Origin of the sequence: Anaerobutyricum hallii DSM 3353, assembly GCF_000173975.1 — a bacterium.
In the GTDB taxonomy this organism is placed as follows: domain Bacteria; phylum Bacillota; class Clostridia; order Lachnospirales; family Lachnospiraceae; genus Anaerobutyricum; species Anaerobutyricum hallii.
In genome coordinates, this window is record NZ_ACEP01000064.1 from 65,830 (window position 1) to 91,954 (window position 26,125).

25 protein-coding genes, 4 pseudogenes and 1 riboswitch are annotated in these 26,125 nt (G+C 37.4%); of the genes and pseudogenes, 26 read left to right on the forward strand and 3 right to left on the reverse strand.

The genetic code is table 11. From position 1 onward, the window contains the following. The first annotated feature begins 33 nt into the window (after positions 1–33). The 18 genes from EUBHAL_RS05860 to EUBHAL_RS05950 all read left to right on the forward strand — a co-directional run bounded on the left by EUBHAL_RS05860 (position 34) and on the right by EUBHAL_RS05950 (position 16,535). A complete protein-coding gene (locus EUBHAL_RS05860; RefSeq protein ID WP_005346363.1) occupies positions 34–321 on the forward strand; it encodes an ACT domain-containing protein in 288 nt (95 codons plus the stop codon). 10 nt (positions 322–331) lie between these two features. After that, complete coding sequence (locus EUBHAL_RS05865) at positions 332–1,696, forward strand: PFL family protein (protein WP_005346364.1); 1,365 nt, start codon at positions 332–334, stop codon at positions 1,694–1,696. A gap of 476 nt (positions 1,697–2,172) precedes the next feature. Continuing rightward, complete coding sequence (locus EUBHAL_RS05870) at positions 2,173–2,862, forward strand: response regulator transcription factor (protein ID WP_005346366.1); 690 nt, start codon at positions 2,173–2,175, stop codon at positions 2,860–2,862. After that, the gene (locus tag EUBHAL_RS05875) at positions 2,838–4,103 is read left to right on the forward strand and encodes a sensor histidine kinase (RefSeq protein WP_005346367.1); all 1,266 of its coding nucleotides are present in this window, start codon (positions 2,838–2,840) and stop codon (positions 4,101–4,103) included. Before EUBHAL_RS05870 ends, EUBHAL_RS05875 begins: the two co-directional genes overlap by 25 nt. Before the next feature lie 113 nt (positions 4,104–4,216). Further along, positions 4,217–4,891, forward strand: coding sequence for an ABC transporter ATP-binding protein (locus tag EUBHAL_RS05880; RefSeq protein ID WP_044922198.1), 675 nt, complete (start codon positions 4,217–4,219; stop codon positions 4,889–4,891). Further along, a complete protein-coding gene (locus EUBHAL_RS05885; RefSeq protein ID WP_005346372.1) occupies positions 4,888–6,174 on the forward strand; it encodes an ABC transporter permease in 1,287 nt (428 codons plus the stop codon). The genes EUBHAL_RS05880 and EUBHAL_RS05885 overlap by 4 nt, the downstream gene beginning before the upstream one ends. Continuing rightward, complete coding sequence (locus EUBHAL_RS05890) at positions 6,162–7,331, forward strand: ABC transporter permease (protein ID WP_242648750.1); 1,170 nt, start codon at positions 6,162–6,164, stop codon at positions 7,329–7,331. Before EUBHAL_RS05885 ends, EUBHAL_RS05890 begins: the two co-directional genes overlap by 13 nt. 662 nt (positions 7,332–7,993) lie before the next feature. Further along, positions 7,994–8,557: an RNA polymerase sigma factor gene (locus EUBHAL_RS05900; protein ID WP_022169746.1), complete on the forward strand. Its 564-nt coding sequence runs from the start codon at positions 7,994–7,996 to the stop codon at positions 8,555–8,557. After that, positions 8,547–9,206 (forward strand): DUF4367 domain-containing protein, encoded by a 660-nt coding sequence (locus tag EUBHAL_RS05905; RefSeq protein ID WP_005346402.1) that lies wholly within the window; start codon positions 8,547–8,549, stop codon positions 9,204–9,206. Before EUBHAL_RS05900 ends, EUBHAL_RS05905 begins: the two co-directional genes overlap by 11 nt. Positions 9,207–9,429: 223 nt before the next feature. Then, positions 9,430–9,852, forward strand: coding sequence for a hypothetical protein (locus EUBHAL_RS05910; RefSeq protein ID WP_167534390.1), 423 nt, complete (start codon positions 9,430–9,432; stop codon positions 9,850–9,852). Positions 9,853–9,854: 2 nt separating this feature from the next. Beyond that, positions 9,855–10,754 (forward strand): hypothetical protein, encoded by a 900-nt coding sequence (locus tag EUBHAL_RS05915; RefSeq protein WP_005346404.1) that lies wholly within the window; start codon positions 9,855–9,857, stop codon positions 10,752–10,754. Between the two features lie 14 nt (positions 10,755–10,768). Next, positions 10,769–11,455 carry a HEAT repeat domain-containing protein gene (locus tag EUBHAL_RS05920; protein WP_005346408.1) on the forward strand — a complete coding sequence of 229 codons (687 nt, stop codon included), beginning with the start codon at positions 10,769–10,771 and terminating at the stop codon, positions 11,453–11,455. Next, entirely contained in the window at positions 11,455–11,724 is a 270-nt protein-coding gene (locus tag EUBHAL_RS05925) for a hypothetical protein (RefSeq protein WP_005346411.1), read from the forward strand. The genes EUBHAL_RS05920 and EUBHAL_RS05925 overlap by 1 nt, the downstream gene beginning before the upstream one ends. A 346-nt stretch (positions 11,725–12,070) precedes the next feature. Next, entirely contained in the window at positions 12,071–12,685 is a 615-nt protein-coding gene (locus EUBHAL_RS05930; protein WP_022170759.1) for a GTP pyrophosphokinase, read from the forward strand. A gap of 194 nt (positions 12,686–12,879) precedes the next feature. Further along, positions 12,880–13,578, forward strand: a complete 699-nt coding sequence (locus EUBHAL_RS05935; RefSeq protein ID WP_022170758.1) for a DUF3990 domain-containing protein — start codon at positions 12,880–12,882, stop codon at positions 13,576–13,578. After that, positions 13,544–14,191, forward strand: a complete 648-nt coding sequence (locus EUBHAL_RS05940) for a helix-turn-helix domain-containing protein (protein ID WP_005346418.1) — start codon at positions 13,544–13,546, stop codon at positions 14,189–14,191. The genes EUBHAL_RS05935 and EUBHAL_RS05940 overlap by 35 nt, the downstream gene beginning before the upstream one ends. A gap of 63 nt (positions 14,192–14,254) precedes the next feature. Next, positions 14,255–14,953, forward strand: coding sequence for a DNA alkylation repair protein (locus EUBHAL_RS05945; protein ID WP_005346420.1), 699 nt, complete (start codon positions 14,255–14,257; stop codon positions 14,951–14,953). A gap of 22 nt (positions 14,954–14,975) precedes the next feature. Continuing rightward, positions 14,976–16,535, forward strand: coding sequence for a DNA/RNA helicase domain-containing protein (locus EUBHAL_RS05950; protein WP_005346422.1), 1,560 nt, complete (start codon positions 14,976–14,978; stop codon positions 16,533–16,535). Here EUBHAL_RS05950 and EUBHAL_RS16775 read toward each other — a convergent pair. Beyond that, positions 16,460–16,693: pseudogene (locus EUBHAL_RS16775) on the reverse strand (DUF6783 domain-containing protein). The gene EUBHAL_RS05950 and the pseudogene EUBHAL_RS16775 sit on opposite strands and share 76 nt — an antisense overlap. On the opposite strand from EUBHAL_RS16775, the pseudogene EUBHAL_RS16780 reads away from it, so the two are divergent. From EUBHAL_RS16780 to EUBHAL_RS05970, 4 genes and pseudogenes are all read left to right on the forward strand, one after another. Continuing rightward, positions 16,631–16,771 (forward strand): annotated as a pseudogene (locus EUBHAL_RS16780) (DUF6783 domain-containing protein); the annotation flags it as partial. The pseudogenes EUBHAL_RS16775 and EUBHAL_RS16780 overlap by 63 nt on opposite strands. 43 nt (positions 16,772–16,814) lie before the next feature. Further along, entirely contained in the window at positions 16,815–17,840 is a 1,026-nt protein-coding gene (locus EUBHAL_RS05955) for a threonine aldolase family protein (RefSeq protein ID WP_005346425.1), read from the forward strand. A gap of 245 nt (positions 17,841–18,085) precedes the next feature. After that, positions 18,086–19,315, forward strand: a complete 1,230-nt coding sequence (hydF, locus tag EUBHAL_RS05965; RefSeq protein WP_005346430.1) for a [FeFe] hydrogenase H-cluster maturation GTPase HydF — start codon at positions 18,086–18,088, stop codon at positions 19,313–19,315. A 47-nt stretch (positions 19,316–19,362) separates the two neighbouring features. Then, the gene (locus EUBHAL_RS05970; RefSeq protein WP_005346432.1) at positions 19,363–20,775 is read left to right on the forward strand and encodes an aspartate ammonia-lyase; all 1,413 of its coding nucleotides are present in this window, start codon (positions 19,363–19,365) and stop codon (positions 20,773–20,775) included. A 427-nt stretch (positions 20,776–21,202) separates the two neighbouring features. On the opposite strand, the gene EUBHAL_RS05980 is transcribed toward EUBHAL_RS05970, so the two are convergent. Both EUBHAL_RS05980 and EUBHAL_RS16785 read right to left on the reverse strand, forming a co-directional pair. Continuing rightward, complete coding sequence (locus EUBHAL_RS05980) at positions 21,203–22,603, reverse strand: alanine/glycine:cation symporter family protein (protein ID WP_005346434.1); 1,401 nt, start codon at positions 22,601–22,603, stop codon at positions 21,203–21,205. Positions 22,604–22,839: 236 nt separating this feature from the next. Further along, positions 22,840–22,937, reverse strand: a riboswitch (glycine riboswitch). Positions 22,938–23,081: 144 nt separating this feature from the next. Continuing rightward, positions 23,082–23,195 (reverse strand): annotated as a pseudogene (locus EUBHAL_RS16785) (DUF6783 domain-containing protein). Here EUBHAL_RS16785 and EUBHAL_RS16790 point away from each other — a divergent pair. The 4 genes and pseudogenes from EUBHAL_RS16790 to moaC form a co-directional block, all read left to right on the forward strand. Continuing rightward, positions 23,163–23,264: pseudogene (locus tag EUBHAL_RS16790) on the forward strand (DUF6783 domain-containing protein); the annotation flags it as partial. The pseudogenes EUBHAL_RS16785 and EUBHAL_RS16790 sit on opposite strands and share 33 nt — an antisense overlap. Positions 23,265–23,512: 248 nt before the next feature. Further along, complete coding sequence (locus tag EUBHAL_RS05985; protein WP_005346438.1) at positions 23,513–24,526, forward strand: XdhC/CoxI family protein; 1,014 nt, start codon at positions 23,513–23,515, stop codon at positions 24,524–24,526. Between the two features lie 72 nt (positions 24,527–24,598). Next, positions 24,599–25,618: a molybdopterin-binding protein gene (locus tag EUBHAL_RS05990; RefSeq protein ID WP_005346440.1), complete on the forward strand. Its 1,020-nt coding sequence runs from the start codon at positions 24,599–24,601 to the stop codon at positions 25,616–25,618. Positions 25,619–25,635: 17 nt separating this feature from the next. Further along, on the forward strand, positions 25,636–26,124 hold the full coding sequence (moaC, locus tag EUBHAL_RS05995; protein ID WP_044922255.1) for a cyclic pyranopterin monophosphate synthase MoaC: 489 nt from the start codon (positions 25,636–25,638) through the stop codon (positions 26,122–26,124). The last annotated feature ends 1 nt before the right edge of the window (position 26,125 follow it).

Sequence of the window (26,125 nt, forward strand, 5' to 3'; positions counted from 1 at the left end):
TTAAATAATTTACACACATAAGGAGTATTAACCATGGAAGGAAAAAAGCTTAAGAAATCAATTATCACTGTACTCGGAAAAGATTCTGTTGGAATCATTGCAAAGGTTTGTACTTATCTTGCAAATAACAACGTGAATATTCTTGACATTAACCAGACAATTACCGGCGGTTTCTTCAACATGATGATGATTGTTGAGTCAGAAGAAGTAGTTAAGACTTTCCCTGTTATGGCAAGCGAGCTTGAACAGATTGGAGAGGAACTTGGTGTTAAGATTCAGGCGCAGCACCAGGAAATCTTTGAAATGATGCATCGTATCTAGGAGGCCCGCTATGTTAAACATAAATGAAGTAATTGAAACTAATAAGATGATTCATGAGATGAACCTTGATGTTCGTACTATTACAATGGGTATCAGCCTGTTAGACTGCGTCAGTGATTCTCTTGATGAAGTATGTGAGAATATTTACAACAAGATTACAACAAAAGCAAAGAATCTTGTAAAAGTAGGAAAGGAAATCGAGCAGGAGTTTGGTATCCCTATCGTAAATAAGCGTATTTCTATCACACCGATTGCTTTAGTAGGTGGTGCCTGCTGCAAAGGGCCAGAAGACTTTGTACGCATTGCAAAAGAGTTAGACCGCTGTGCAAAAGAAGTAGGCGTGAATTTTATCGGTGGATATTCTGCATTAGTTAACAAAGGAATGACAAAAGCAGACAAGTATCTTATCGAGTCTATTCCAGAAGCACTTTCTGTAACCGACAGAGTGTGCAGTTCTATCAATGTAGGTTCTACAAAGACAGGAATCAACATGGATGCAGTAAAGATGCTCGGTGAGATTATTCTTGAGACTTCCAGAAAAACAGCAGATAAAGACAGTATCGGTAATGCTAAGCTTGTTGTATTCACTAACGCACCAGACGATAATCCATTTATGGCAGGTGCATTCCACGGTGTGACAGAAGCAGATACTATCATCAATGTCGGAGTCAGCGGTCCTGGTGTTGTAAAACGTGCTCTTGAAAATGTTCGTGGTAAAGACTTCGAAGAACTTTGTGAGACAATTAAGAAGACAGCTTTCAAGGTTACCCGTGTAGGACAGCTTGTAGCAAAAGAAGCTTCTAAGCGTCTTGGCGTACCTTTTGGTATTATTGACTTATCTCTTGCGCCAACACCTGCAGTTGGCGACAGTGTTGGAGAAATCTTAGAAGAAATTGGTCTTGAATATGCCGGAGCACCAGGAACAACAGCAGCACTCGCTCTCTTAAATGACCAGGTAAAGAAGGGTGGCGTAATGGCTTCCTCTTACGTTGGTGGTTTAAGTGGTGCATTTATTCCAGTTAGTGAAGATCAGCGAATGATCGATGCAGTAGAGGCAGGAGCACTTACTTTAGAGAAGTTAGAAGCAATGACTTGTGTATGTTCTGTTGGACTTGATATGATTGCTATCCCGGGAGATACAAAGGCAACAACGATTTCCGGAATTATCGCAGACGAGATGGCACTCGGTATGGTAAATCAGAAGACAACAGCAGTCCGCATTATTCCTGTAATCGGTAAAGGCGTTGGTGATACGGTACAGTTTGGAGGACTTTTAGGTTATGCTCCAATTATGCCAGTGAATCAGTTTGACTGTTCCGCATTCGTAAACAGAGGCGGAAGAATCCCTGCACCAATCCATAGTTTTAAAAATTAAATAGGAATTGCCGCAGGCAAGGAGACGCTCCCCCAGAGAGAAGGTATCTTCTCTCTGGGGGAGCTGTTTTTTGTTAAACGGGAATTATTAACTGGTCACTGCACATGAACGAAGTGACACCGCATATCCATGAGCGTCATGCATTCGATGCCATAACCGACAGGAAATGTAGCTGGACGAAGTGACTTGACTGAGTAAATTGAAATGGAAATATGACGGAGAGTGTGATATGATTTGAATGGAAAAATATCACTTCAAGACGGTAGACATAATGATGATAATTTTGTTGGTAATTGTGTTGAGAAAGTGAATACAGAACTTAAAAATCTATCTGAAAGCAGAGAAATAGAAAAAATGTGGAATCAATTTTAGAGTAAAAATTGTTTCGTGGAAAATATCCAATACTGTGATGTTATAAAAACAATATCTACTCTGATATTAAATATATATAGTTAATAAAGAGAGGTGCATATGCTATGCCAGGTATACTCGTGGTTGAAGATGATGAAAATTTAAATCGTGGAATTACATTCTCACTGAAAAAATCCGGATATGAGGTTTTTTCAGCAGAATCAGTGAAAAAAGCGAAAAGAATTGCAAGTGATAATAATGTGGATGTTACCATTTGTGATGTGAATCTTCCGGATGGGAATGGACTGGAATTTGTAAGGTGGATGAGATGCAATTATAATACATACATTATTTGTCTTACAGCACTAGATCAGGAGATGGATCAGGTCATGGGATATGAAGCAGGGGCAGATGATTATATTACAAAGCCGTTTAGTCTTTCGGTACTTCTTTTGAAAATAGAAGCACATTTCCGCCGCAGACAGGAGAAAACGGAAGCCGGAAAGATGATTTCGGGAGATATCATATTTATCGCAGGAGAAATGAAAGTCCTGATAAAGAGTCGTGAAATCAGTCTGACAAAAACGGAGTTGAAAATGCTGACTTTTTTTCTTCAGAATCCGAAACAGATTCTTTCAAAAACACAAATATTGGAAAATGTGTTTGATCTGGAAGGGGATTTTGTGGATGAAAATACAATCGCTGTCAATATCAGAAGACTCCGTGAGAAAATCGAAGACAATCCGGCTGCACCGGTCTATATAAAGAATATCAGAGGTCTTGGGTATATATGGAATCAGGAGGTAAGGCAGTGACAAAGAGATATCGCAAGAAGATCACAGTAGTGCTCTCCTTGGTATTGCCTGTTATAGTATTGTTTGCAATATTAAATTGCTTTACCACGTATATGTTTTATGAAGATTATAAATATAAAATGAATCTTATGACAGAGATTGCTGCAAAGGAAGAATTTTCCGGGCTGGATGCTGTTTCGGAATTACTTAAGGATAAGGATATTGAAACTAACGAACAGGGAAGGCGATTATTGGAGCAATATGGATACTGGGGGAATAAAGGGAATGCATTTTATTCGCAATTTCGGCATCAGGTTATGGTGACCGGTGCTGTAAGCACTGTGATATGCGTGCTTCTTTTGACTTTTTTACTTTATTGGAAGAAAAAAGAAGATGCGTGTCATCAGAAAATTTTAGACCAATTGGAAGAAATTCTGATCAGATTCCGAGAAAATAAATTTGATGATTTACTGAAAACGGAAAATCATGCAGAACTGGAAAAATTGAATGACCAGCTTGAAGCAATCGGACATCATATTCAGTTGATAAAGGAAGAAGCAAGGGCAGAAAAGGAGAACACGAAAGAAATGGTTTCTGATATTTCTCACCAGTTAAAGACACCGGTTGCAGCTTTGGATACATGTTTTAGTGTGCTGATGCAGAATGACTTAAGTGCCACAGAACAGGAGGAGTTTCGTATCCGTTGTCGGAGTGCTCTGGATGGACTGGAGACATTATTGCAGTCGCTTCTTGAAATATCCAAGATGGAAACTGGACTGATTCAGATTAATAAGAAAAAACTTCCACTTATGGATACTGTCATATCTGCTGTGAACCGCACTTATCCTAAAGCGGATGAGAAAGAAATGGAATTCGTTTTTGACTATGAAAAAGAGCTGGAAACATGCACGATTATGCAGGATAAAAGGTGGCTTGGTGAAGCTGTGATCAACGTTCTGGATAATGCGGTCAAGTACAGTCCGTGTGGTTCAAAAATATTTATCCGGTTACAAAAAAGAAACGATCTTGTAAGAATGGAAATTGAGGATCAGGGAATTGGTATTCCGCAGAATGAGTATCACAAAATTTTTCAACGATTTTACAGAGGAAGTTCCAAGGAGGTCATGGAAAAGAGCGGTACAGGAATCGGACTTTTTCTATCGAGAGAAATTATCGAAAAACACGCAGGTACGATTACGGTAACCTCCGGCAAAAAGAAAAAAGGAAGCACGTTTGTGATTCAATTACCATATGTTGGTTAAATTTTAAGTGGGCAGAAATCTTACAATTCTGTAAGACTTCTGCTCGTTTTTTGAAAGTGAAATGAAAGATTGCCCTGATACAATTTGGATGTAGGATGAAAAGGAGGCAACACATGAGTGTGATATTAGAAACCAAGCAGCTTTGTAAGTTTTATGGAGCAGGTGAGAATCAGGTCAAAGCGGTCGATCAGGTGGACATTCAGATTGAGCAGGGAGAATTTGTCGCAATTGTTGGAAAGTCAGGTTCCGGTAAAAGTACATTACTTCATATGCTTGGAGGGCTAGACACCCCGACAAAAGGCAGTGTTACTTTAGCAGGGAAAGATTTATACAGGATGAAGGAAGATGCCCTTGCTGTTTTCCGCAGAAGAAAAATCGGATTTGTTTTTCAGGCATTTAATCTGGTTTCATCTGTTAATGTCTGGGAAAATATTGTACTGCCACTGGGGCTGGATGGAAGAAAAGTGGATGAAGCGTATGTAAATGATATTATTGCAACTCTGGGGATTGAAAACCGGATTTATAATCTGCCAAATCAGTTATCCGGAGGACAGCAGCAGAGAGTAGCAATTGCAAGAGCACTGGTGAATCGTCCGGAAATTATATTTGCAGATGAGCCGACAGGAAATCTTGATTCTAAGACCAGTGATGAGGTAATCGCTCTGCTTAAGATGACAGCAAAAAAATATGGACAGACAATTGTAATGATTACCCATGATGACGAAATTGCACAGGTCGCTGACCGTATTCTGGTGATTGAGGACGGACAGGTGGTGGATTTCAGATGAAGACAATAAGCAGGATTGCATATAGCAATGACAAAAGGAACAGGACAAGAAGTATACTGATCATGATGGCAATCTGTCTGACCACGATGCTGCTTGTTATCATCAGTACTGTGGGAAATGGGGTAATTCATTTACAGAAAAGTCAGGCGGCAGGATCATATGGAAGCAATTATGGTCTGTTTATTTCCGCAGACGGATCGCAGTTAAAAGAAGTAAACCGCCGTGCGGAAATAGATGCTACAGGCACTATGTGCACCGAAGGTATCATAAAAGGCAATGAAAAAGGCGGGTTTGTCTGCATGGATGAGACTGCAAGAAAAATGCTTCCTTATAATAAAGAATATGAGTTGAAGGAAGGACAGTATCCGGAAAAAATGCAGGAAATTGCCGCAGGAAGAGCATTTTTTCGTGCAATGGGGTATGGTGATGTAAAGATCGGAGATACGGTTACACTGGATTACCGCGCAGGGATGCAGTCAGAATATAAGCCGGAAGAATTTGTTGTCAGCGGAATCCTATATGATCGGGATGAGTATACCATCGAGGCATCTTATGTTGCTTTCGGGTCACAGGAGTTTTATGATGAGCACGTCGCAGAGAATGACAGACAGTATAATATTTATTTTACTTTAAATGATTCTGCAAATGTATCTATGAATAATATTGATTCGGTTATAAAGCAGATTGCAGCAGCTTGTGGGATCGAAGAAAAAAACGTTATAGTCAATGATCTCTATTTGCAATGGGTCTTGCAGCCAAGTTATGAAACGATTGCGGTATGCGGAATTCTGATTCTTGCAATTGTACTTTTCTCTGTTGTGGTCATTTATAATATTTTTCAGGTCGGTATTGTCAACAAGATACAGGAGTATGGAAAAATCAAGGCTCTGGGAGCGACAAAAAAGCAGATGAAACAACTAATCTTCAGAGAGGGTATTTTTTTGACAATTTCTTCAATACCAGTTGGATTGCTTCTTGGTTTTCTGATTGCAAAATACGGTTTTAACTGGCTGGTAGAACAGGGGAACTTTGTATCAACCGGAACTGGCTCTATGGGAGTCCAAAATCAGCAGGTGCCACTGTTTTCCCTGCCTATTATGCTTCTATGTATTTTCGTATCATTTCTTACCGTTGCTTTGGCACTGCGTAAACCAATGAAAATTGTTTCACGGATTTCACCTATCGAAGCAACACGGTATTTAGAAAATGCAGAAACACAAAAAAAGGAAAACGAAATAGCAGAAAAAATGTCACCATGTTTTCTATGGCAATGGCAAATATAACGGGTAATCCAAAAAGAACCATTGGTACCATCCTTACACTGGGGCTTTCCTGCGCATTGTTTGTGATTATCTCTAATTATGTAGGAAATATTGATACGGAGCATGAAGCACGTCTTTCCGTTAATCATGGACAATTTGAACTGCAGCTTGACTATTCTGCTGAGTATGATGAAAGATATCCGGAGAATAATCTGGATACGATTCTGACGGATAATCCATTGAATGATTCGCTGATTGAAGAAATCAAAAGCATTCCGGGAGTGACAGATGTTATGACGAGAGAGATTGTCTCTGTAAATCTGAACGGAACAAGATTTCCGGCTGCTGTTGTGAGTAAAAAGGATTTTGATTTTATGCGCCAAGATGGGGATATTGGTTCTATGGACTATGATCAGGCGGTAAAGAATGGTGATATTTTCTTTGGCTGGTCGGCGTGGATGGAACAAGATGGATATGCTCCGGGTGAATCTATTGTATTTGACTTTGAGAATGGAAGTGGAACCTATACCTATCAGGGAAAGATTGCAGGATCTTTTGTAAGTGCGGACACTTATCTTGTCATTCCAGAAGGTGTATACCGTTCCATGAATCCGAGAGGAACAGCCTATGGCTATCTGTGGGTGGACTGTGATAAAAAAGATGTGGCATCTGTGGAACAGAGTCTGAATACTTTGATTTCTAATACTTCGCATATAAAAATGGATACCTATCATGCACAGTTAGAATCTGCAGAATCAGTAACCCGCATGATGAAGCTTGGCTGTTATCTGTTTATGGCGGTTGTGGGACTCATCGGTTTTATGAATATGGCAAACACCATGATCATGAATATTACGACAAAAAAGCAGGAATATGGTGTATTACAGGCTGTGGGCATGACAAATAAACAATTAAATTTATGCCTGCAGTTACAGGGACTGATTTTTACGGTTGGCACCATATGCGTAGCTTTGATTATTGGTCTGCCGCTCGGCTATGCACTTTTTTCCTATGCAAAGAATAATGGAATATTTGGAATGAATGTCTATCATGTTCCAATTACACCAATTCTTGCTATGATTTTGCTGGTCGGTCTTTTGCAGATTGTACTTTCCTGCGTTTTAAGCAGTAATCTGAAAAAGGAAACGCTGGTTGAAAGAATAAGGTATCAGGGATAGCAAGTAACCAAGATATAATCTTGCATATTCTTTTTCTGTTTACCCGACCACAGAGGATGTTCAGACATACGAAGAGACTATTATGTTGGAAGAATAGAGTTACGAACCTCCAGTTCGTAGAATTCAAAATTTAACATGAAATGTGAGATAGAGCGTATGGAAATAAACTATACGTTCTATTTATTTGCCTTTTTGAAAAGAGTGATTAAAAAACTATTGACATTTTGTTACTGGAGTCAACAAATTAATATTTTCAGAATGAAATTGGAGTCTCCTTCATAATATTTGTAGAGACGAAGATGGAAGGTGAAAAGTATATGCATTATCAAAATTACACTTACCGGACAGGAAGTTATCGAAAACAACATAAAAGATATACTGCGAATCGAAAAAGACAGGAGGAATATGAATCTCTCCCGTCTTTTTTGTTTTTTCGGTTGCGTTTGCTTATTTGTATTATGTTGTTTTTGGCATTTGTTACTGCAGATAAATATGTTTTGACAAAAGAGGATACAGCACCAGTGTTTCAGAAGATAGAGAAGAATCAGTCCTATAAGGATCTAATAAAAAAATACAAGTTAATTGGTGAATAGAAGATTCTTATATACAAAGAAAGAGCACTCATGATAAGATATTTTCAAAATACAAGGGAGATTACATACATGTTGATATATTTAATGGCATTAGATACCGAGGAGGAGAGGATAAAGTTTGTTAGGCTTTATGAGGATTACAGAAATCGGATGCATTATACTGCCAGTATTCTTTTAAAAAGTGAGATAGAGGCGGAAGATATAGTTCATGATACTTTTCTTACGCTGACAGATTATCTGGACCGGATCGATGAAAAAGATTCAGTTGGAACATGGAATTATATTGTTACTATCTTAAAAAATAAGTGCTATAACTTTTTGAAACGCAATAAGAGAATAGAATTGACGGAAGACGAAGAAGTTTTTGAACAGCCTGTTGAAATGTATAATTTATTAGAAAACCAGTTAATAAAAGAAGAGGCGGAAGAATTTTTAAATACTCTGATTAAGGGATTAAAATATCCTTACCGGGAAGTTATTTATCTTCAATATCATAATAAGTTAAATAGCCGCCAGATTGCAGAACTTCTTAGGACCAGTCCTGCGAATGTAAGAAAAATTTCAAGTCGGGCGAGAGAACAGCTGAAAAAAGGGATGCAAAAGAAAGGATATACTTGTGAATATGGATTTTGAAAAATTATTGGAGCAAGAAGCGAGGAAGGCTGCCAGACAGGATTATGAAGAGGTAACAGAAAAAACAAAAGATTATTCTTACAAATATTCCAAAGCGTTTATCCAGAAAATGAATGCGATGATTCATGAGGAAAAAAGAAAGGCAAAAAAGAAAAGACGATGGCATATTTTGCTGGTGGCAGCGATTATTTTAATATTGAATGCAGGAATTGTTTTAGCAAACGATGATTTGAGAGAAAAAGTGGGGGAGCTTATCATTCAGTTTTTCGACGATAATATCCATATACGCAGTTCTAAAGAGATTGCAGATTCAGAAGAAATATTTCGGCAACTGCATCTTGGCTATGTACCGAAAGGGTATCATATACTATATGAGACAGAGAATCCTACGACTATGTATGATGTTTATTATGAAGGCACAAATGATAATTATATTACTTTTATGCAAGGTTTTAAAGAAAATGTAGATGTACATATTACTTATGATGGAACTGGAAGAAAAAAGGTTCAGGTAAATGGTAAAGAGCTGTATATGATTAAAGATGGGAATATAACTTCTTATTATTACGAGGATGGAGAATATCTTATTACTTTGTCTGGTACAGAAAAAGAGTCAGAATTAATAAAAATGCTAAAAAGTTTGAAATAAAGTGTCACACTTTCCTTACTTTAATTGTGTCTTATATAGAGAAAAGAAATTTTGCAGGAAAAGCAAGGGATATGGTAATTGAAATAAGATACATACTGCTATAAAAGATACCAGGTATTTAATGAAAATGTATATAAATAAAAATTAAAGTAAGGAACAAATGAAATTTGAAATAATATATTCCAGAAAAATACGAGATGCAGTAGCTGTTTTTACAATATTTATGTTTATATGTCAGTATGGCTTGACCAGAGAAGATGTGGCGGAGAATTTTTCAAGAACTGCACCAACCTGGGGATGGTTTGCCTTGGATAAGCCAGACTGGGAGTTTTGGAATGAGGAATTAAAAGAGACACGAGTATGGAATGAAGAAGATTTCCGAACTTATAAAAGGAAAGTTTTTAAAAAAGATATTATACAATCTGTCTATTTTTTACCTGTGCTATGGGTATTAAAATTTGTAGATAATTATTACATTCCTGTCATATTGATGGGAATAACAGTGTTCATTTATTGCAGCTCATATGCGGATAAATGGGCAAGTAGAATAAAGGATTTGACAAAAGAATATCAGAGAGCGGCATTACGTCAATTGATAGATGAGAAACAGAAAGTTTATATCAAAACGGAAAGTATTGAGGGGTAAAAATGCTTAAGAAAATCATTAAGAAAAGAGCGTATGAGGGTAATAAAATAGAAGATAACTTATTATTTGTTACCTTGCAGACACAAATTGTAGGATTAGATATGAATAATGGATATGAACAGATATTTTTATCAGATAAATTATCGAATATGTGTAATTTTTATTATGATAAAGACACGAAACAATTGCTTGTCTATAATACATCGGGACATGCCTATTTATATCAGATGCCGGAAGGAAAGCGTTTGTCACAAAAACTTTATTTGCGAGCAATGGATTTGCAACCAGATAGTATTGCACATAAAGGAGATTATTATTGGTATTCAGACACAAATTTTTGTCTACGCCGTCTTGATATAAAAGATGGAAGCACAAAGCAGATATTAAAAGATAAGGAACGAAGAGTTGTAAATGTGATACAGGTAGCAGATAGGTTATATATTTTTACAGATATGAGAAGGGAAATAGAAGGCTATGTAAAAATACTCTGCTATCATATTGATGAAAATGGAGATTTAAAATACGAATTTGAATGGGGAGAAAGACCGTATGTTTTTATGGGGTATGTAAGAAGAGATTTTGATAGAAAAACAGTAATAGTAGGAGCAAAGACATACACAAAATATGTAGGCGATTATTATGTAGCTTTTGAACCGGAAAATAAACGATTTGTGCCAATATATCCTATTACAGATGAGGCATGGGAACTGTATGGACATACAATGCTAGAGGGAAATAAAATCCTTGCTGCTAATCCCAAATATGTGAAAGTAATAGATATTCCATCAAGAAAAGTTTTGGCAAAATATGAACCAGAAGAGACGATATATAGTGCGACTTTCCTAACCAAAAATAAGGGAGCTATTTTTACGAATAGGGGAGTATATGAATTTACATTTTAAAGAGAGGCGAATTCATGACCGACGAAGAAAAGCTGACATTAATACAAAAATATGAAGAGTTATCAGAGGAAGAATTTAAAGAGGAGTGTTTTGAAGATTTAAAAAAGTTCGCCTTTGATAAAGATGATACAGTCAAAACTTTTACTGCCAGTGTACTTTCACGTTTTGTAAATACAGCAAAACAGAAGGAAGCCATCGAGATTTTATTGCAATTATGTCATGAAGAAAATGAGCTGGTAAGAACAGAAGCTTATGATGCTATAGGTTGCTATTGTGAAAAAAGCGTGGTAAAAAGTCTTGAAAAAGCTGTTTTATCGGAAAAAGATGGGTTGGCAAGAAGTTATGCAATTGATTCGTGGATTTATGTACAACAGCATTTGTGTACAAACGAGACAGAAGTTATTGGATATTTGAATGCTATATTAGAAAAGGAACGAGATGATAATTGTATCTTGAATTGTCTGTATGGCAAATATTCTTTCGGAGAGAGAGCTGTTTTGGATGAAATCCTTAATTATATCAAGAATACAGATTATCATATACGGTGTAGTGTTTTGTCTATAATTGAATTAATTTTGGAGGAGGAGAGCTGCACAAAAGAATGTAAAAGAAAAATAAAAATTACACTTACAGAACTTTTAAAAAGGGAAAAAGCAAATGCAGTGAAAGAGCAGGCAGAAGAAATAATGAGGTGGCTATAATGTGGCATATATGGACCATAGATGACTGGGAGAAAAATATTGATTTGACCAGAGAAGGGCATCGAACAGGACTCCGATTACGATTTGATAAAGATATTGACAGCGAAGTTCGCAGAGCATGCAAAGAATTTGCCGTCTTTTTGCGAAGAGAATATTTTTTTCAGTGGATTAATGCATTAAAACTGACACCGATTGGACAAGAGAGGCAGGCAACAAATTATGCACGATATATACTAGATGAATATGCGGAAACGAGAGAACATCCATAGGGGGAAGAAGATTCGGATAGCTGCCCTAAAATTATCATAGAATCATTTATAAAAGATATATCAGGACATATTGTGTTAAACGCATCATGTCAGTTACAATCAATTGAAGAAAATGCGAAATGTAATTATAATTGCAAGTTCCCGATAAAAACGGAAGTGGGTTTGCTTTATAATTTTGCTAAGCAGCTACCGAAGCTTAATGAACAAGAAGTAGGAATATTTGTTGAACTTTTATGAAAATCTATATCATGTAAGAATACTGTAAAAAAACTGTCATTAGTCTATCATACATTGAACACATTTCTCCAATAAAATGATAAAAGATACGAGGAGGAATGTTGTTACAATGAACGAAAAAGAATATTATAATTTAATTAAACCTTATGAAGATGCTATGCAGATGATTTTGAGCCGTCTAGATACATTAAATCATACTTTATATGAATCATCAGCTACGCATCTTGTTCCAATTCATAATATCCAGAGTAGGATTAAATCGAAAAAAAGCATTGAAGATAAATTGATAAAAAAAGAAAAGAAACCGTCACTGACTAATGCTAAAAATTTTCTTATGGATATTGCAGGTGCAAGAGTTATTTGCTATTTTGTCAATGATATATATAATCTTGTTGAGATTTTAAAAAGTCAAACAGACTTAATTGTTATGAAGGAACGTGATTATATTGCAGGACCTAAACCTAATGGATATCGAAGTTATCATATTATATTAGGTATTCCGGTTTATTGTCTTGATGGTATGGAATATTTCCCTGTAGAGATTCAATTTCGAACGATGTCCATGGATTTTTGGGCGAGTATGGAACATCGTATCAATTATAAAAAGGAACGACAGGATAGAGAAAAATTAGTAAAGGAATTGAAGGAGCATGCACGCAAACTGGAAAAAATAGAAAAAAGCTTTGAAAAATATAGTGAGAATATTCAAAATACTGTTGAGTAGTATTTATTTTATAAAAGATAGAACATAGTATGCATTATCAGATGTGGATTTGGAGCAAATTTGAAAATGTGATAGCACATTTTCTTATAGCGATGATGGAAGAACTGATAATATTATACTATGTTCTTTTTTATATGTTTTTGTTGATGTACTATCATTACAATAATATAATATCTTATAAGGAGGTGGCATACATGGGAAAAATTAAATTATTACATGGCTCGGATCATATCATTGAAAAGCCGGATCTTTTACTTGGTAAAACAAATAATGATTATGGACGGGGTTTTTATTGTACGCAGGAATTATCTATGGCTATGGAATGGGCTTGCAAGAAAAACAGTGATGGTTTTGTAAATAAATATGTTCTTGAGCAAGATTCCTTAAATATATTGAATTTGTTAGATGGAAAGTACAATATTTTACACTGGATGGCATTGTTGCTAAAAAACAGGACATTTCGTCTTTCTAATGAGATCGCAATAGATGCCTGTGATTATATTATTGAGAATTTTTCTATTGATTTAAAAGCCTATGATGTTATTATTGGCTATCGGGCGGATGATTCCTATTTTTCTTTTGCAGAATCTTTTGTGCAAAATGGTTTGCCTCTTCGCAGTTTAAACGAAGCTCTTCATCTGGGTAGATTAGGAACGCAGACGGTGTTAATTTCTGAAAAATCTTTTCGTAATCTGACATTTGACGGGGCTGATTTTGCAGACAAAACAGTTTATTATCCTAAGTTTATTGCAAGGGATTCTAATGTGAGAGAAACGTATCGAAGAGAAATTCGTAACAGGCATTCCTATAAAAATGATATTTTTGTTTTGGATATTCTCAGAGAGGAGATGAAGGACAATGATTCACGCATACAGCGAATCTTATCTATATGATGCGAAGCAAAATCTGGCTGAATGTTTTGATTATGCGATTAGCAATTGTCGTTTTAATGCAGATATATTTTCAAGGCTGTTTGTCCAATCTGGATATGCAGACAAATTTGAGCGTGGAAATCCAGCGATTGTTTCAGGAATATCTGGGATAGAACTGGCTCAGGAAATCATTATGTACGCTTATATGAATTACAAATTTCCAGAAAAAATATTTTCTGAGGAACGTTCTGAAGTCTATTGGGCTGGTTGGGCTTTGGCAGAGTATCAGTGGGCTACCTGTAGACGATTCAAAGATATTTTTTCAAGAATACCTCTTTCAGAAATTGTTACAATGTATAGCGTATATCATGAAATGGATATAGGGCATTTCATTGAAGATATGAATAAAAAATATATGAGCATAACACAGGAAATTCATTTAGAAACAATTCGTGAAAATCGTGGCATATCTCAAGTAGAACTTGCAGCACTTTCAGGTGTAAAACTTCGTTCGATACAAATGTATGAGCAAAAAGTAAATGATATTGATAAAGCACAGGCGAGAACCCTTTACAAGCTTTCAAGAGTACTAGGATGCAGCATCGAAGATTTGTTAGAAAATCCGGAACTGTAAAAAGTTAATGCTCGACTTAAATTTTGGCAGTACCATAAATATATAGCGTCAGAAAGGAAAATCATGAACCAGAAAAACATAGTAAAAGATATACAGTCAAAACTTTTTGATCTTCAGGATATAAAGTATCGGGATTTTCATGCGAAGCTTATGCCGACGGTGAATAAGGAGAAGATTATCGGCGTTCGGATTCCTGTACTGCGTTCATTTGCAAAAGAGTTTGGTAAAACTAAAGAGGCAAGGCTGTTTTTGCAAGTGCTTCCACATTCGTATTATGAAGAAAATAATCTGCATGGTCTTTTACTAGAGCAGATAAAGGATTACGAAAAGTGTTTACAGGAGCTGGAACGATTTCTGCCTTTTATAGATAATTGGGCAACTTGTGATTTGCTTGCTGTCCGTACGGTAAAAAAGCATCTTGATGTATTTATAGAAGAGGTGTATCGCTGGATACAATCACAGCATACATATACGATACGATTTGGAATTGGTATGTTGATGCGATATTATCTGGATGAAAATTTTCAGATGGAGTATCCGGAAAAGGTGATGCAGATTTGTTCGAAAGAGTATTATGTGAATATGATGCGGGCATGGTATTTTGCTACGGCACTTGCAAAACAATATGAGAACATTCTTCCATTTATAGAGGATAAAAAGCTGGATGTCTGGACACATAATAAAACAATTCAAAAAGCGATTGAGAGTTATCGGATAACACCGGAGCAGAAAATGTATCTTAGAACATTAAAAATAAAGTAATGATTCCATTCGAGGTGACAAAGTGAAATCACTATCAATTTATACACTTACAAGAAATCAGAGTATAGAGCATATATCAAAACTGGAAAGGCAGTTATCTGGAAGGAAGTTTCCTTTAAAAATACGTACCTGGGAATGGGGGAGTATGAGGGCATTGGCAGCTCAGTTGGAAATGCATATGCAGGAAGTATATTCCCTCCGTTTTTTCTATTCTTTCCAGATTCCAAGATTGGGAAAAGAGTTTGATCTTCTTCAGATTAAGGACAATCATATTGTAAATATTGAATTAAAGAGTGGGGTGGTTTCGGATCAGGCAATTCGTAAGCAGCTGATTCAGAATCGCTATTATTTATCTGTTTTAGGAAGACCAATTCAATCTTATACCTATATTAGCAGCCAGAACAGGCTGGTTCGTCTGACACATCATGATCATATCGTGGATGCAGACTGGGAAAGATTATGTGAGGATTTACAAAAAGAAGGTACGAATTATGAAGGAAATATCGAAGATTTGTTTCGGGCGGAGTTATATTTGATTTCACCGATAACAGACCCCGTCCGTTTTTTAAAAAAGGAATATTTCCTGACTTCTCAGCAAAGAGATATTGAGAAAAAGATTTTAAGAGATATTTATGTAAAGCAATCAGGATGTTTTTGGTTTAGTGGAATTCCGGGAACAGGAAAAACCTTGCTTCTTTATGATATTGCTATGAAGCTGTCTGTTCGCCATCGAATCTGTATGGTACATTGCGAGGAGAATGGAGAAAAGTGGAGAATATTACATGAACGCTTACAAAGAATTGATTTTTTGGCAGATGAGCAGATTCGCATCGAGAAGAAAAGTGGCAGTCAGAATAGCGGGCAGGATAAAGGACCAGATAGCAGCCAGGATTATGATCAAAGGAAGCAATTTAATTGCGAAGAAAGAAAAGCCGGAACACAAATACCGCTTGAAAAATATAGAGGGATTTTAGTTGATGAGGCACATTTGCTTTCCAAAGATAAGATAGAGAGATTGTTAGAGTTAAGCAAAGAGCAGCCTGTGATATTTTCCAGTGATTCTGAAGATGTTATCTCATCAGAAGAAATGGATAAAGAGAATATAAAAAAGTTGGAAAATCAGACAGATATTAAGGTTTTTCGATTAACAAATCGTATTCGGACGAATGCGGAACTTTCTACATTTATTCAGAATATGATGCATTTGCCGCCGAGGATGAATTCAAGGGGATATCCGCACATTTTTGTAGTATATGCCAATGATGATGTTGAGGCAGAGAATTTGCTAAGTGATTATATAAAGCAGGGATACCAGTGGGTTGAAATAGAAGAATCGGAGAGGCAGGAAGCGCAGGCAGATTTAAAAATGCAGGCGGTCAGAGATATGGATAAAATAGTTCTGCTGCTTGATGAGCGGTATTATTATGATGAAGAAGGATATCTAAGGGCAGCCTGTTTTATGAAAAATGGAAGTTCATATGTAAGAAAGATTTTTCACAGGTTGAATCATGCAAGGGAAAGTATAGCTTTGGTAGTAAAGAATAATGAGAAGGTATATAATACGTTGCTGGATTTATTATAAACAAAAGAAAATAATGGGGAAGTGCTAAAGCGTGTTTGAAAAATCATTCCTGCAACCTGCACGCCCCAATTTGCGGTATATTTTGCCTTCATTCAGTTGACGTAGCCCGCTACGCCGCCCTCATTCAGACAAAATCTCCCACAAATTGTGACGCACATCTTGCAGAAAGCATTTTTCGAACACGCTCTAAAAAAGTGTATTTTATCAAGTGGGTTCTCGCTGCTTTTTTGCTATAGTTTGTGCTATAATAAAAATGATTTTTTTTAGAGGAGACATATAATGCTAGATTTTGTAAATGATTATTCAGAAGGCGCCCATGAAAAGATTTTACTGCGTTTGTTAGAAACAAACATGGAAAAGTTGTCCGGCTATGGGACAGATCAATATTGTGAGTCAGCAAAGCAGAAGATCAGGGAAGTCTGTGAATGTCCAGAGGCAGATATTTATTTTTTAGTTGGTGGAACACAGACGAATGCTACAGTTATTGATGCGATACTAAGTCAGTATGAAGGTGTTGTTGCGGCAAATACAGGCCATATCAGCACACATGAGGCAGGAGCAATTGAAGCATCCGCCCATAAAGTGTTGGCAATTCCGCATAAGAACGGGAAGATTACTGCAAAAGCTGTAAAACAGTATTTTGCAGATTTTTATGCAGACGGCAACCATGAACATATGGTTTTTCCGGGAATGGTGTACATTTCTCATCCGACAGAATACGGTACACTTTACAGTAAAAAAGAGTTGGAAGAGTTGTCTATAGTCTGTCATGAGTATGATGCACCACTTTATTTAGATGGTGCAAGACTTGGCTACGGTCTTGTCAGTGAAGAAAATGATGTGACACTAGCGGACATTGCTTCTTTATGTGATGCATTTTACATCGGTGGTACAAAGGTTGGAGCATTATGCGGAGAGGCAGTTGTATTTCCGAAGAATAATGCACCGAAACATTTCATGACTACGGTAAAGCAACACGGAGCACTTCTTGCAAAAGGGAGAGTGCTTGGTGTACAGTTTGATACCCTTTTTACCGATAATCTGTATTTTGAGATTAGTAAAAATGCAATCAAAACAGCGGATACATTGAAGCAGGCTCTAAAGGAGAAGGGATATACTTTTTATATTGACTCTCCGACCAATCAGATTTTTCTTGTATTAGAAGATGAAAGGTTGAAAGAATTAGAGCAAAAAGTAGCGATAAGCTTTTGGGAAAAGGCAGATGATAACCACACGATCATTCGTCTTGCTACAAGCTGGGCTACAAAGGAGGAAGAGATTAAAGCATTGATTGAAATCTTATAAATTAGAGAGTATATTTATTATTTTTAAGAAAAAAGTATCTATTACAAAGACAGATTTTAAGAAAAGAATCAAAGATATTTTTATGACTTTCACGTTATGGAATTCTGACCAAAAACTTCGAGAGAGTTATCGAGAAGTTTTGTTTTGGGGCAGAATGGAATGTTTAACGTGACGGAATAAAAATACTTTGGATTCTTTTCTTAAAATCGTCTGTAGACAAGTATAGTTTGAAAGGGAGCATTTTTATGGGTTTAAATGATACCCCATCCGGGGAAAGAATACATATTGGTTTTTTTGGCAGACGAAATGCTGGAAAATCCAGCGTGGTAAATGCGGTAACAGGGCAGGAGTTAGCTGTCGTATCTGACACAAAAGGAACAACAACCGACCCGGTCTCAAAAGCAATGGAACTTCTTCCGTTAGGACCGGTTATGATTATTGATACGCCAGGTTTTGACGACAAAGGGCATCTTGGAGAACTTCGTGTCCGCAAGACAAAGCAGATACTTAACCGTACAGATATTGCAGTACTTGTTATTGATGCTACAGAAGGAATAAAGCAGTGTGAGGAAGAATTGCTTGCTATTTTTAAGGAAAAAGAGATTCCATATCTGCTTGTATATAATAAGGAAGATATTCTTTCAGAAGAACAGAAAAATCTGTTGCGTACAGAGCAATCTGAACAGGTAAATAGTATCTGTGTTAGTGCATTAGAAAAAAAACACATCAATGAGTTAAAAGAAAAACTTGCCAGACTGGTAAAGACAGATAATCAGAAACTTCAGCTTGTCGGAGACCTGGTTCATCCGGCGGATCTTGTTGTGCTTGTTATTCCGATTGATAAGGCAGCACCAAAGGGAAGATTAATTTTGCCACAGCAGCAGGTAATTCGTGATGTATTAGAGGCAGACGGAGCGGCTATTTGTGTGAAGGAATATGAACTTAGAGAATTACTTGATACGATTGGAAAGCGTCCGGCAATGGTAATTACCGACAGTCAGGTATTTGCAAAAGTAAGTGCAGATGTGCCAGAGGAAATTCCTCTTACTTCCTTTTCTATTTTAATGGCAAGATACAAAGGATTTCTTGAGGAGGCAGTACTTGGAGCGGCTGCCATTGACAGACTAAAAGACGGTGACCGTATATTGATTTCAGAAGGTTGTACACATCATCGTCAGTGTGATGATATTGGCAGTGTCAAGATTCCTCGCTGGTTGAAAAATTATACAGGCAAAAAGCTTACAATCGAGACGTCTTCCGGACGGGAATTTCCTGAAGATTTATCACCGTTTTCACTGATAATCCACTGTGGGGGCTGTATGTTAAATGAACGTGAAATGAAGTACCGCATGAAGTGTGCGAAAGATCAGAATATTCCATTTACAAACTATGGGACAGCAATTGCTTATATGCAGGGGATTTTGGAGAGAAGTATTGGTATTTTTCCGTATCTTTTAGAAGAATTAAAGCGTTAAAAGATACTTCAAACACACTTTAAAAGACAGTAAAGGAGCGGAGTACTTTGAGATTAGAAAAGGATACCCTTGGAGAAAAATATTTAACAGATGAAACCGTATATGGAATCAATACACAAAGAGCTGTTGAAAACTTTCCACTTTCTCATAAAAAAGTAAATCTGCATTTGATTCACGCAATGCTTCTCGTAAAAAAAGCGGCAGCAAAAACATATGAGAATCTTGTGGAAGATATAGAAAAAGAAAAGTATCAGGCAATCGTAGCGGCATGCGATGAATTACTTTTAAAAACAGAAGAGGACAAAAGTTTTTCTCAGCAGGCGGAACATAATCGAGATAATCAAAATCAGGCGGAAGATAATCGAAGAGGAATAGATGCCCTGTTTGTTACACAGGCATTACAGGGCGGGGCAGGTACATCGACAAATATGAATGTTAACGAAGTCATTGCCAATATCGCATTAAAACATTTAGGGAAAAACTATGGAGACTATAACTGTATTCATCCCTTAGACGATGTAAACAGAGGACAGTCCACCAATGATGTCTATCCGACAGCACTTCGAATTGCCTCCATTTTTCTTATCAGAAAGTTAAGCGATGCCTGTGCAGCATTACAGACTTCCTTACAGGAAAAAGAAAATGCCTTTCAGGATATCGAAAAGCTAGGAAGAACCGAGTGGATGGATGCGGTTCCAATCACGCTTGGAGAAGAATTTGGTGCCTGTGCCCAGGCAATCGCAAGAGACCGCTGGCGAATTTATAAAGTAGAAGAGAGGCTTAGACAGGTCAATCTTGGTGGAACGGCAGTAGGTCTTTCCGATAATGCACAGCATAAATATCGTTTTCGTGTCATAGAGGAATTGCGTCGGCTTACCGGACTTGGACTTGCTGCAGCCGAATATCCGATGGACTTAACACAGAACAATGATGTGTTCGTGGAAGTCTCTGGTTTATTGAAAGCACTGGCAGTAAACCTCATGAAAATTGCCAATGATTTTCGGATTATGAATTCCGGACCAGGAGGGGGCATTGGAGAATTGCACTTAAAAGCAATGCAGCAGGGCAGCACAATCATGCCGGGAAAAGTAAATCCTGTCATTCCAGAGATGACTATGCAATGTGCCATGCGAATCATCGCAAATGATACCGCAATCACAATGGCAGCAGCTCATGGAGAATTTGAACTCAATGCCTTTTTACCACTTATTGCAGACAGTCTCTTAGAAAGCCTTGAACTTGCAGAAAGAGCTGTCACGATCTTCAGGGAAAAATGTGTTGAAACGATAGAACCTGATGTGGAAAATTGCAAAAAACACTTAGAACAATCCTATGCTTTTGCAACGGCCTATACACCGAAGTTAGGGTACGAAACTGTGGCCAAAATCATTAAGGAAAACCCTCCAGAAAAAGCAAAAGAAATTTTGATTTGTGAGGCTGCAAAGCAGACGAACTCCTGAAGCTAAATAAAGCATATTTGTGACTTTAGTCGCGGCGGTTTGAATGTTCGCTTAAAGCACTCACATCCAAACCTTGCTCCGAGGCCACAAATATGCTTTATTTAGCTTCAGGAGTTCTGTGCGTTGACAGCTCAGAAAACCAGTTAGAGGAATTTGGAAATTTCCAGAAAGACTGTGGTTTTATAAGAAAATACGCAGGCCTTTTACAAATTCATAATATTCTGGAGAATCCCCAAATCTCTAACATGAATTCTGATTTTGTACCAGCATCCACAGTCAGCCAGCAAAGAGAGCCTATCCCCTATATTTGTGGCCTCGGAGCAAGGTTTGGATACGAGCATATGAAGCGAGTGTTCAAACCGCCGCGACTAAAGTCACAAATATAGGGGATAGGCTCTCTTTGTGAGCGTCTGTTTATCTAGATAAATCAGAACTTCTTGAAATATTTTTTCGTTTCTGCCACGACAACTCCATTCAATGCGAGAAGCGCAATCAGGTTTGGAATCGCCATAAGACCATTTACAATATCCGCAATAGTCCATACAGCAGAAACAGTCATGTAAGGTCCGATAAATACGCAGGCAATGTAAATCCAGCGATAAGCACGAACTACTTTTTGGTTATTGCCTGTCAGATAATCAAGACATCTTTCACTGTAATAGTCCCATCCAAGAATTGTAGTAAATGCAAAGAATACAAGGCAAAGCATTAAGATAAAGGCGGATACCTTTGCAGGGAAAGGAAGTCCAACCTGGAATGCTCTTGTTGTAACAGCAACACCTTCAAGTCCCTTGTCCCAGCTTCCGGTAATGACAATGGAAAGCCCAGTCATTGTACAAATGATAATGGTATCAATAACCGTACCAAGCATAGATACAAGTCCCTGTCTTACAGGTTCTGTAGTCTGTACAGCAGCAGCAGCGATTGGTGCACTTCCGATACCGGCCTCGTTAGAGAAAATACCACGGGCAATACCTTTTTGCATAGCAAGCATCATAGCACCAAGAGCACCACCGGCAACCGCACGCATACCAAAAGCACTCTGAACGATTTCTACAACAGCACCAGGAATAGCTTTATAGTTAAGAATTAAAATTACAACAGCGGCAATAATGTAAGCGGCAGCCATAAATGGAACAACAACCTGTGCTACAGCAGAAATTCTTCGAAGACCTCCAATAATAACGAAAGCAACAAAAATTGTTAAAATAATTCCGGCAATAACAACTGTCCAAGAATAATCTCTTCCAAATAACTGTACGGTCCATGCATTGTTTGCATCAAAGAAATTATTTACCGCACTGGTAATACCATTAATCTGTGAGAAGGTACCAATACCTAAAAGACCTACCATAACACCGAAAACAGCAAAGATTTTCGCAAGCCATTTCCAGTTTTCGCCCATACCTTTTTCTATGTAATAAAATGGTCCACCGACGATATGTCCATCGTCTGCAACCGTTCTGTATTTGATGGCGAGAAGACATTCGGAGTACTTTGTAGCTGTACCAACAGTGGCAGCAATGATCATCCAGAAAAGTGCGCCCGGTCCACCAGCAACGATAGCCGTAGCAACACCTACAATGTTACCGGTTCCGATCGTAGCAGAAAGAGCGGTACATAATGCTCCAAAACTGGAAATTTCTCCGTGTTCTCCATCCGTTTCATTCGAGAACATATACTTAAAAGCGAGGATAAGTTTACGAACCTGAATACCTTTCAAACGGATTGTCAGAAAGATACCGGTTGCCAGAATCATGACGATTAACGGGACCCCCCATACTAAATCATCAATTTTGGTTAAGATTGAGTTGATTGTTCCAAACATACTACTTGTTTTGACAGACTATGCCTTCTTAATATGAAAGGCATAATTCTATCTTTCCTTTCTTAATAGATTTTTCTGTGTGAAATACAATATGAATAACCATATCACAATTGATTCTCCTGAAAAATCATCTCGGAAAAGGGGAAACTGCCTTTGCAAAGTAAGAATTCACAGTTTTCTAAAGACACAAAAAGGACTGATACCCATTATCAGCCCTCTAAAGAGTAAACATGCATTTATAGTGCCCTGTCCTTTTGCCTGAGAGATTAGCAGATATACTGCCGTACACCTTCGGCGCTTTACATTGAGGTAAAGACTCTCCAGAGAGTAATGCTGTATTGTTATATAGCAAACAATACTAAAATAGCACAGAATAAAAGGTATTTCAACATATTTTTGAAAAAAATGCAAGATATACGTAAGAAAATTGCAAAAAGTTAGAATTTTGCTGCAATTTATAGACAGAGTGGAAACCAAGTTATGAGAGGGTAGAGCGTGTTTGAAAAATCATTCCCGCAATCTGCACGCTCCAATTTGCGGTATATTTTGCCTTCATTCAGTTGACGTAGCCCACTACGCCGCCCTCATTCAGGCAAAATCTCCCACAAATTGTAACATACATCTTACAGAAAGCATTTTTCAAACACGCTCTAGAACTTGAGATAATAGTATATTATTGCTATAATATATTTATGATCAAAATTTTATAAATCAAGTGAATAAAAATGGATAAATATAAGGAACTTACTTGTGTAATTTGTATAATTATAGAAGCTATAAAGTTTTGCTGTACTTATATTTATCTTTTTAAGAATAGCACATTAAGGAATAGTACAGATTTTACAATGTTTAACTATCAAAATAAAATATGTGATAGCAGCAAAATTAATTTTAAAGGAGTTTTTATAGATGAAAAAACATTTACAGAAATATTTATTTGAGGAAAAAGTTTGTAATCTTGTGACAGAAATTTCTTCAAAAGAAACAGGAGGGATACCGGAGTCGAATACAAATGTTATTTTAAAAAGAAAAATTATAGAGCAGACAGAAGAAGATTTTTCTTACCAGCCTATTCTTAGAAAAGAAGAAAATGCATATCGTTTCTTTGAACCAATCGCAAAGGAAGAACGCCTTATCGTTCTCGGTGGAGGCCATATTTCTGGATATTTATGTGAATTTGCAGCCAAGACAGGATTTGATGTCTGGGTTGTGGATGAGAGAGAAGAATTTTCCAATAGAGAACGGTTTCCTCATGCCAAAAAAGTGATTTGCGGAAAGTTTACGGATGTGCTTCCAACATTGAATATCAATAAAAACGATTATGTTGCAATTGTTACAAGAGGACATAGCTGTGACGGAGATTGTCTTTACTATATTTTAACCCATGAACTCCCAGGGTATCTTGGAATGATTGGCTCCAAAAGAAGAGTGAGTGCACAGTTTAAGATGTTTCGTGAGATGGGTGTTCCTGAAGAGAAAATCGCACAGGTACATAACCCGATTGGTCTGCCGATTAATGGAGTGACTCCGCCAGAAATTGCCATTTCTATTCTAGCAGAACTTATTTTAGAAAAGAGAACGAAAAAAACAGATGGAACGGTGCAGACAGAGCTTGACTATGAGGTACTATTAGAGTGGCTTAATGGAACTCGACCATGTGCGATGGCAACAATATTAAAAGCACAGGGTTCTTCTCCTAGAAAAGAAGGAGCTAAAATGTTAATTTTTGAAGATAAATCCATTCTGGGAAGTGTCGGAGGAGGTTTAGCAGAGAGTAAGGTTATCGAAAAAGGACACGAAATGATTGGCAGCGGCGGGGCATTTTTATTCCATTTTGTGATGGATGCGGATGTGGCAGCGCGTGTTGGGATGGCGTGCGGCGGTACTTTTGATATACTGATTGAGGATGTTGTTCGGGAATAACAGAGAATAGTAAAAAGACGAAACATTGAATTTAGACAAAAATTTATTGAAAAAATAAAAGAGGTAGCAATAATGAAATTAATGAAAACACAGGACGCAGTAGGGCAGGTACTGTGTCACGATATCACACAGATTATAAAAGGCGTTACCAAGGATGCAGTTTTTCGCAAAGGACATGTGATTACAGAAGAAGATATTCCAGTATTACTAAGCGTTGGAAAAGACAACGTTTATATTTGGGAAAAGGGAGAGACCAGACTTCACGAAAATGAGGCGGCAGAAATCCTTCGGGAAATGTGTCAGGGAGAATATATGCATCCAACTTCGGTAAAAGAGGGAAAGATTGAACTTGTTGCAGATATTGACGGGCTTTTAAAAGTAGACAGTGACAAAATGAAAAAGATCAATGGGATGGGGGAGCTGATGATTGCCTCCCGTCACGGAAACTTTGCAGTGAAAAAGGGAGATAAGCTTGCTGGAACAAGAATTATTCCGCTTGTCATTGAAAGAGAAAAGATGGAACAGGCAAAGGCAGTCTGCGGGGGAGAGCCAATCCTTGAATTAAAACCATTTGTTCATAAAAAAGTCGGTATCGTTACAACAGGAAATGAAGTCTATTACCACAGAATTGAGGATACTTTCACTCCTGTTATTAAGGAAAAACTTGCAGAATACGATACCGAAGTTATCGGACAGAAAATCTGTAACGATGATCATGAAAAGATTACAAAAGCAATTCTTTCCTTTATTGAAAGGGGGGCGGACCTTGTTCTTTGTACCGGTGGAATGAGCGTTGATCCGGATGATAAGACACCGCTTGCGATTAAAAATACAGGAGCGGAAATTGTTTCTTACGGAGCACCAGTTCTTCCAGGAGCAATGTTTTTATTAAGTTACTATAATGGAAATATTCCAATCATAGGATTGCCAGGCTGCGTTATGTATGCAAAAAGAACGATTTTTGATTTGGCACTTCCACGCATTATGGCAGATGATGAAATAAGTGTTGAAGAGTTGGCGGCACTGGGAGAGGGCGGTTTATGTTTAAACTGTCCAGTATGTACATTCCCAAATTGTGGGTTTGGAAAGTAAAAAAGAAAGGAAAAAATATGGAATACACGCATTTTGATAAACATGGAAATGCTGTTATGGTGGATGTGAGTGAGAAAGCAGTGACAAAGAGAGTTGCTGTTGCCAAAGGATCTATCCGCATGAGTAGAGAATGTTTCGATAAAATAAAATATCAGGACATGAAAAAAGGAGATGTGCTGGGGGTAGCCCGTATTGCAGGCATTATGGGAGCAAAGAAAACTTCCGAATTAATTCCTTTATGTCATATCTTAAATCTTACCTCTGTAACAGTTGATTTCATCATGCAGGAAGAAAGCAGCAGTATAACTGCAGTCTGCGAGACAAAAACAACAGGAAAAACGGGTGTCGAGATGGAAGCGCTGACAGGAGTACAGATTTCGCTCCTTACCATTTATGATATGTGTAAATCGGTAGATAAGACAATGGAAATTTATGAAGTCTGCCTGTGCAGCAAATCTGGCGGAAAAAGCGGAGACGTTGTCTACAGGACAGTAGATGGTGAATAAT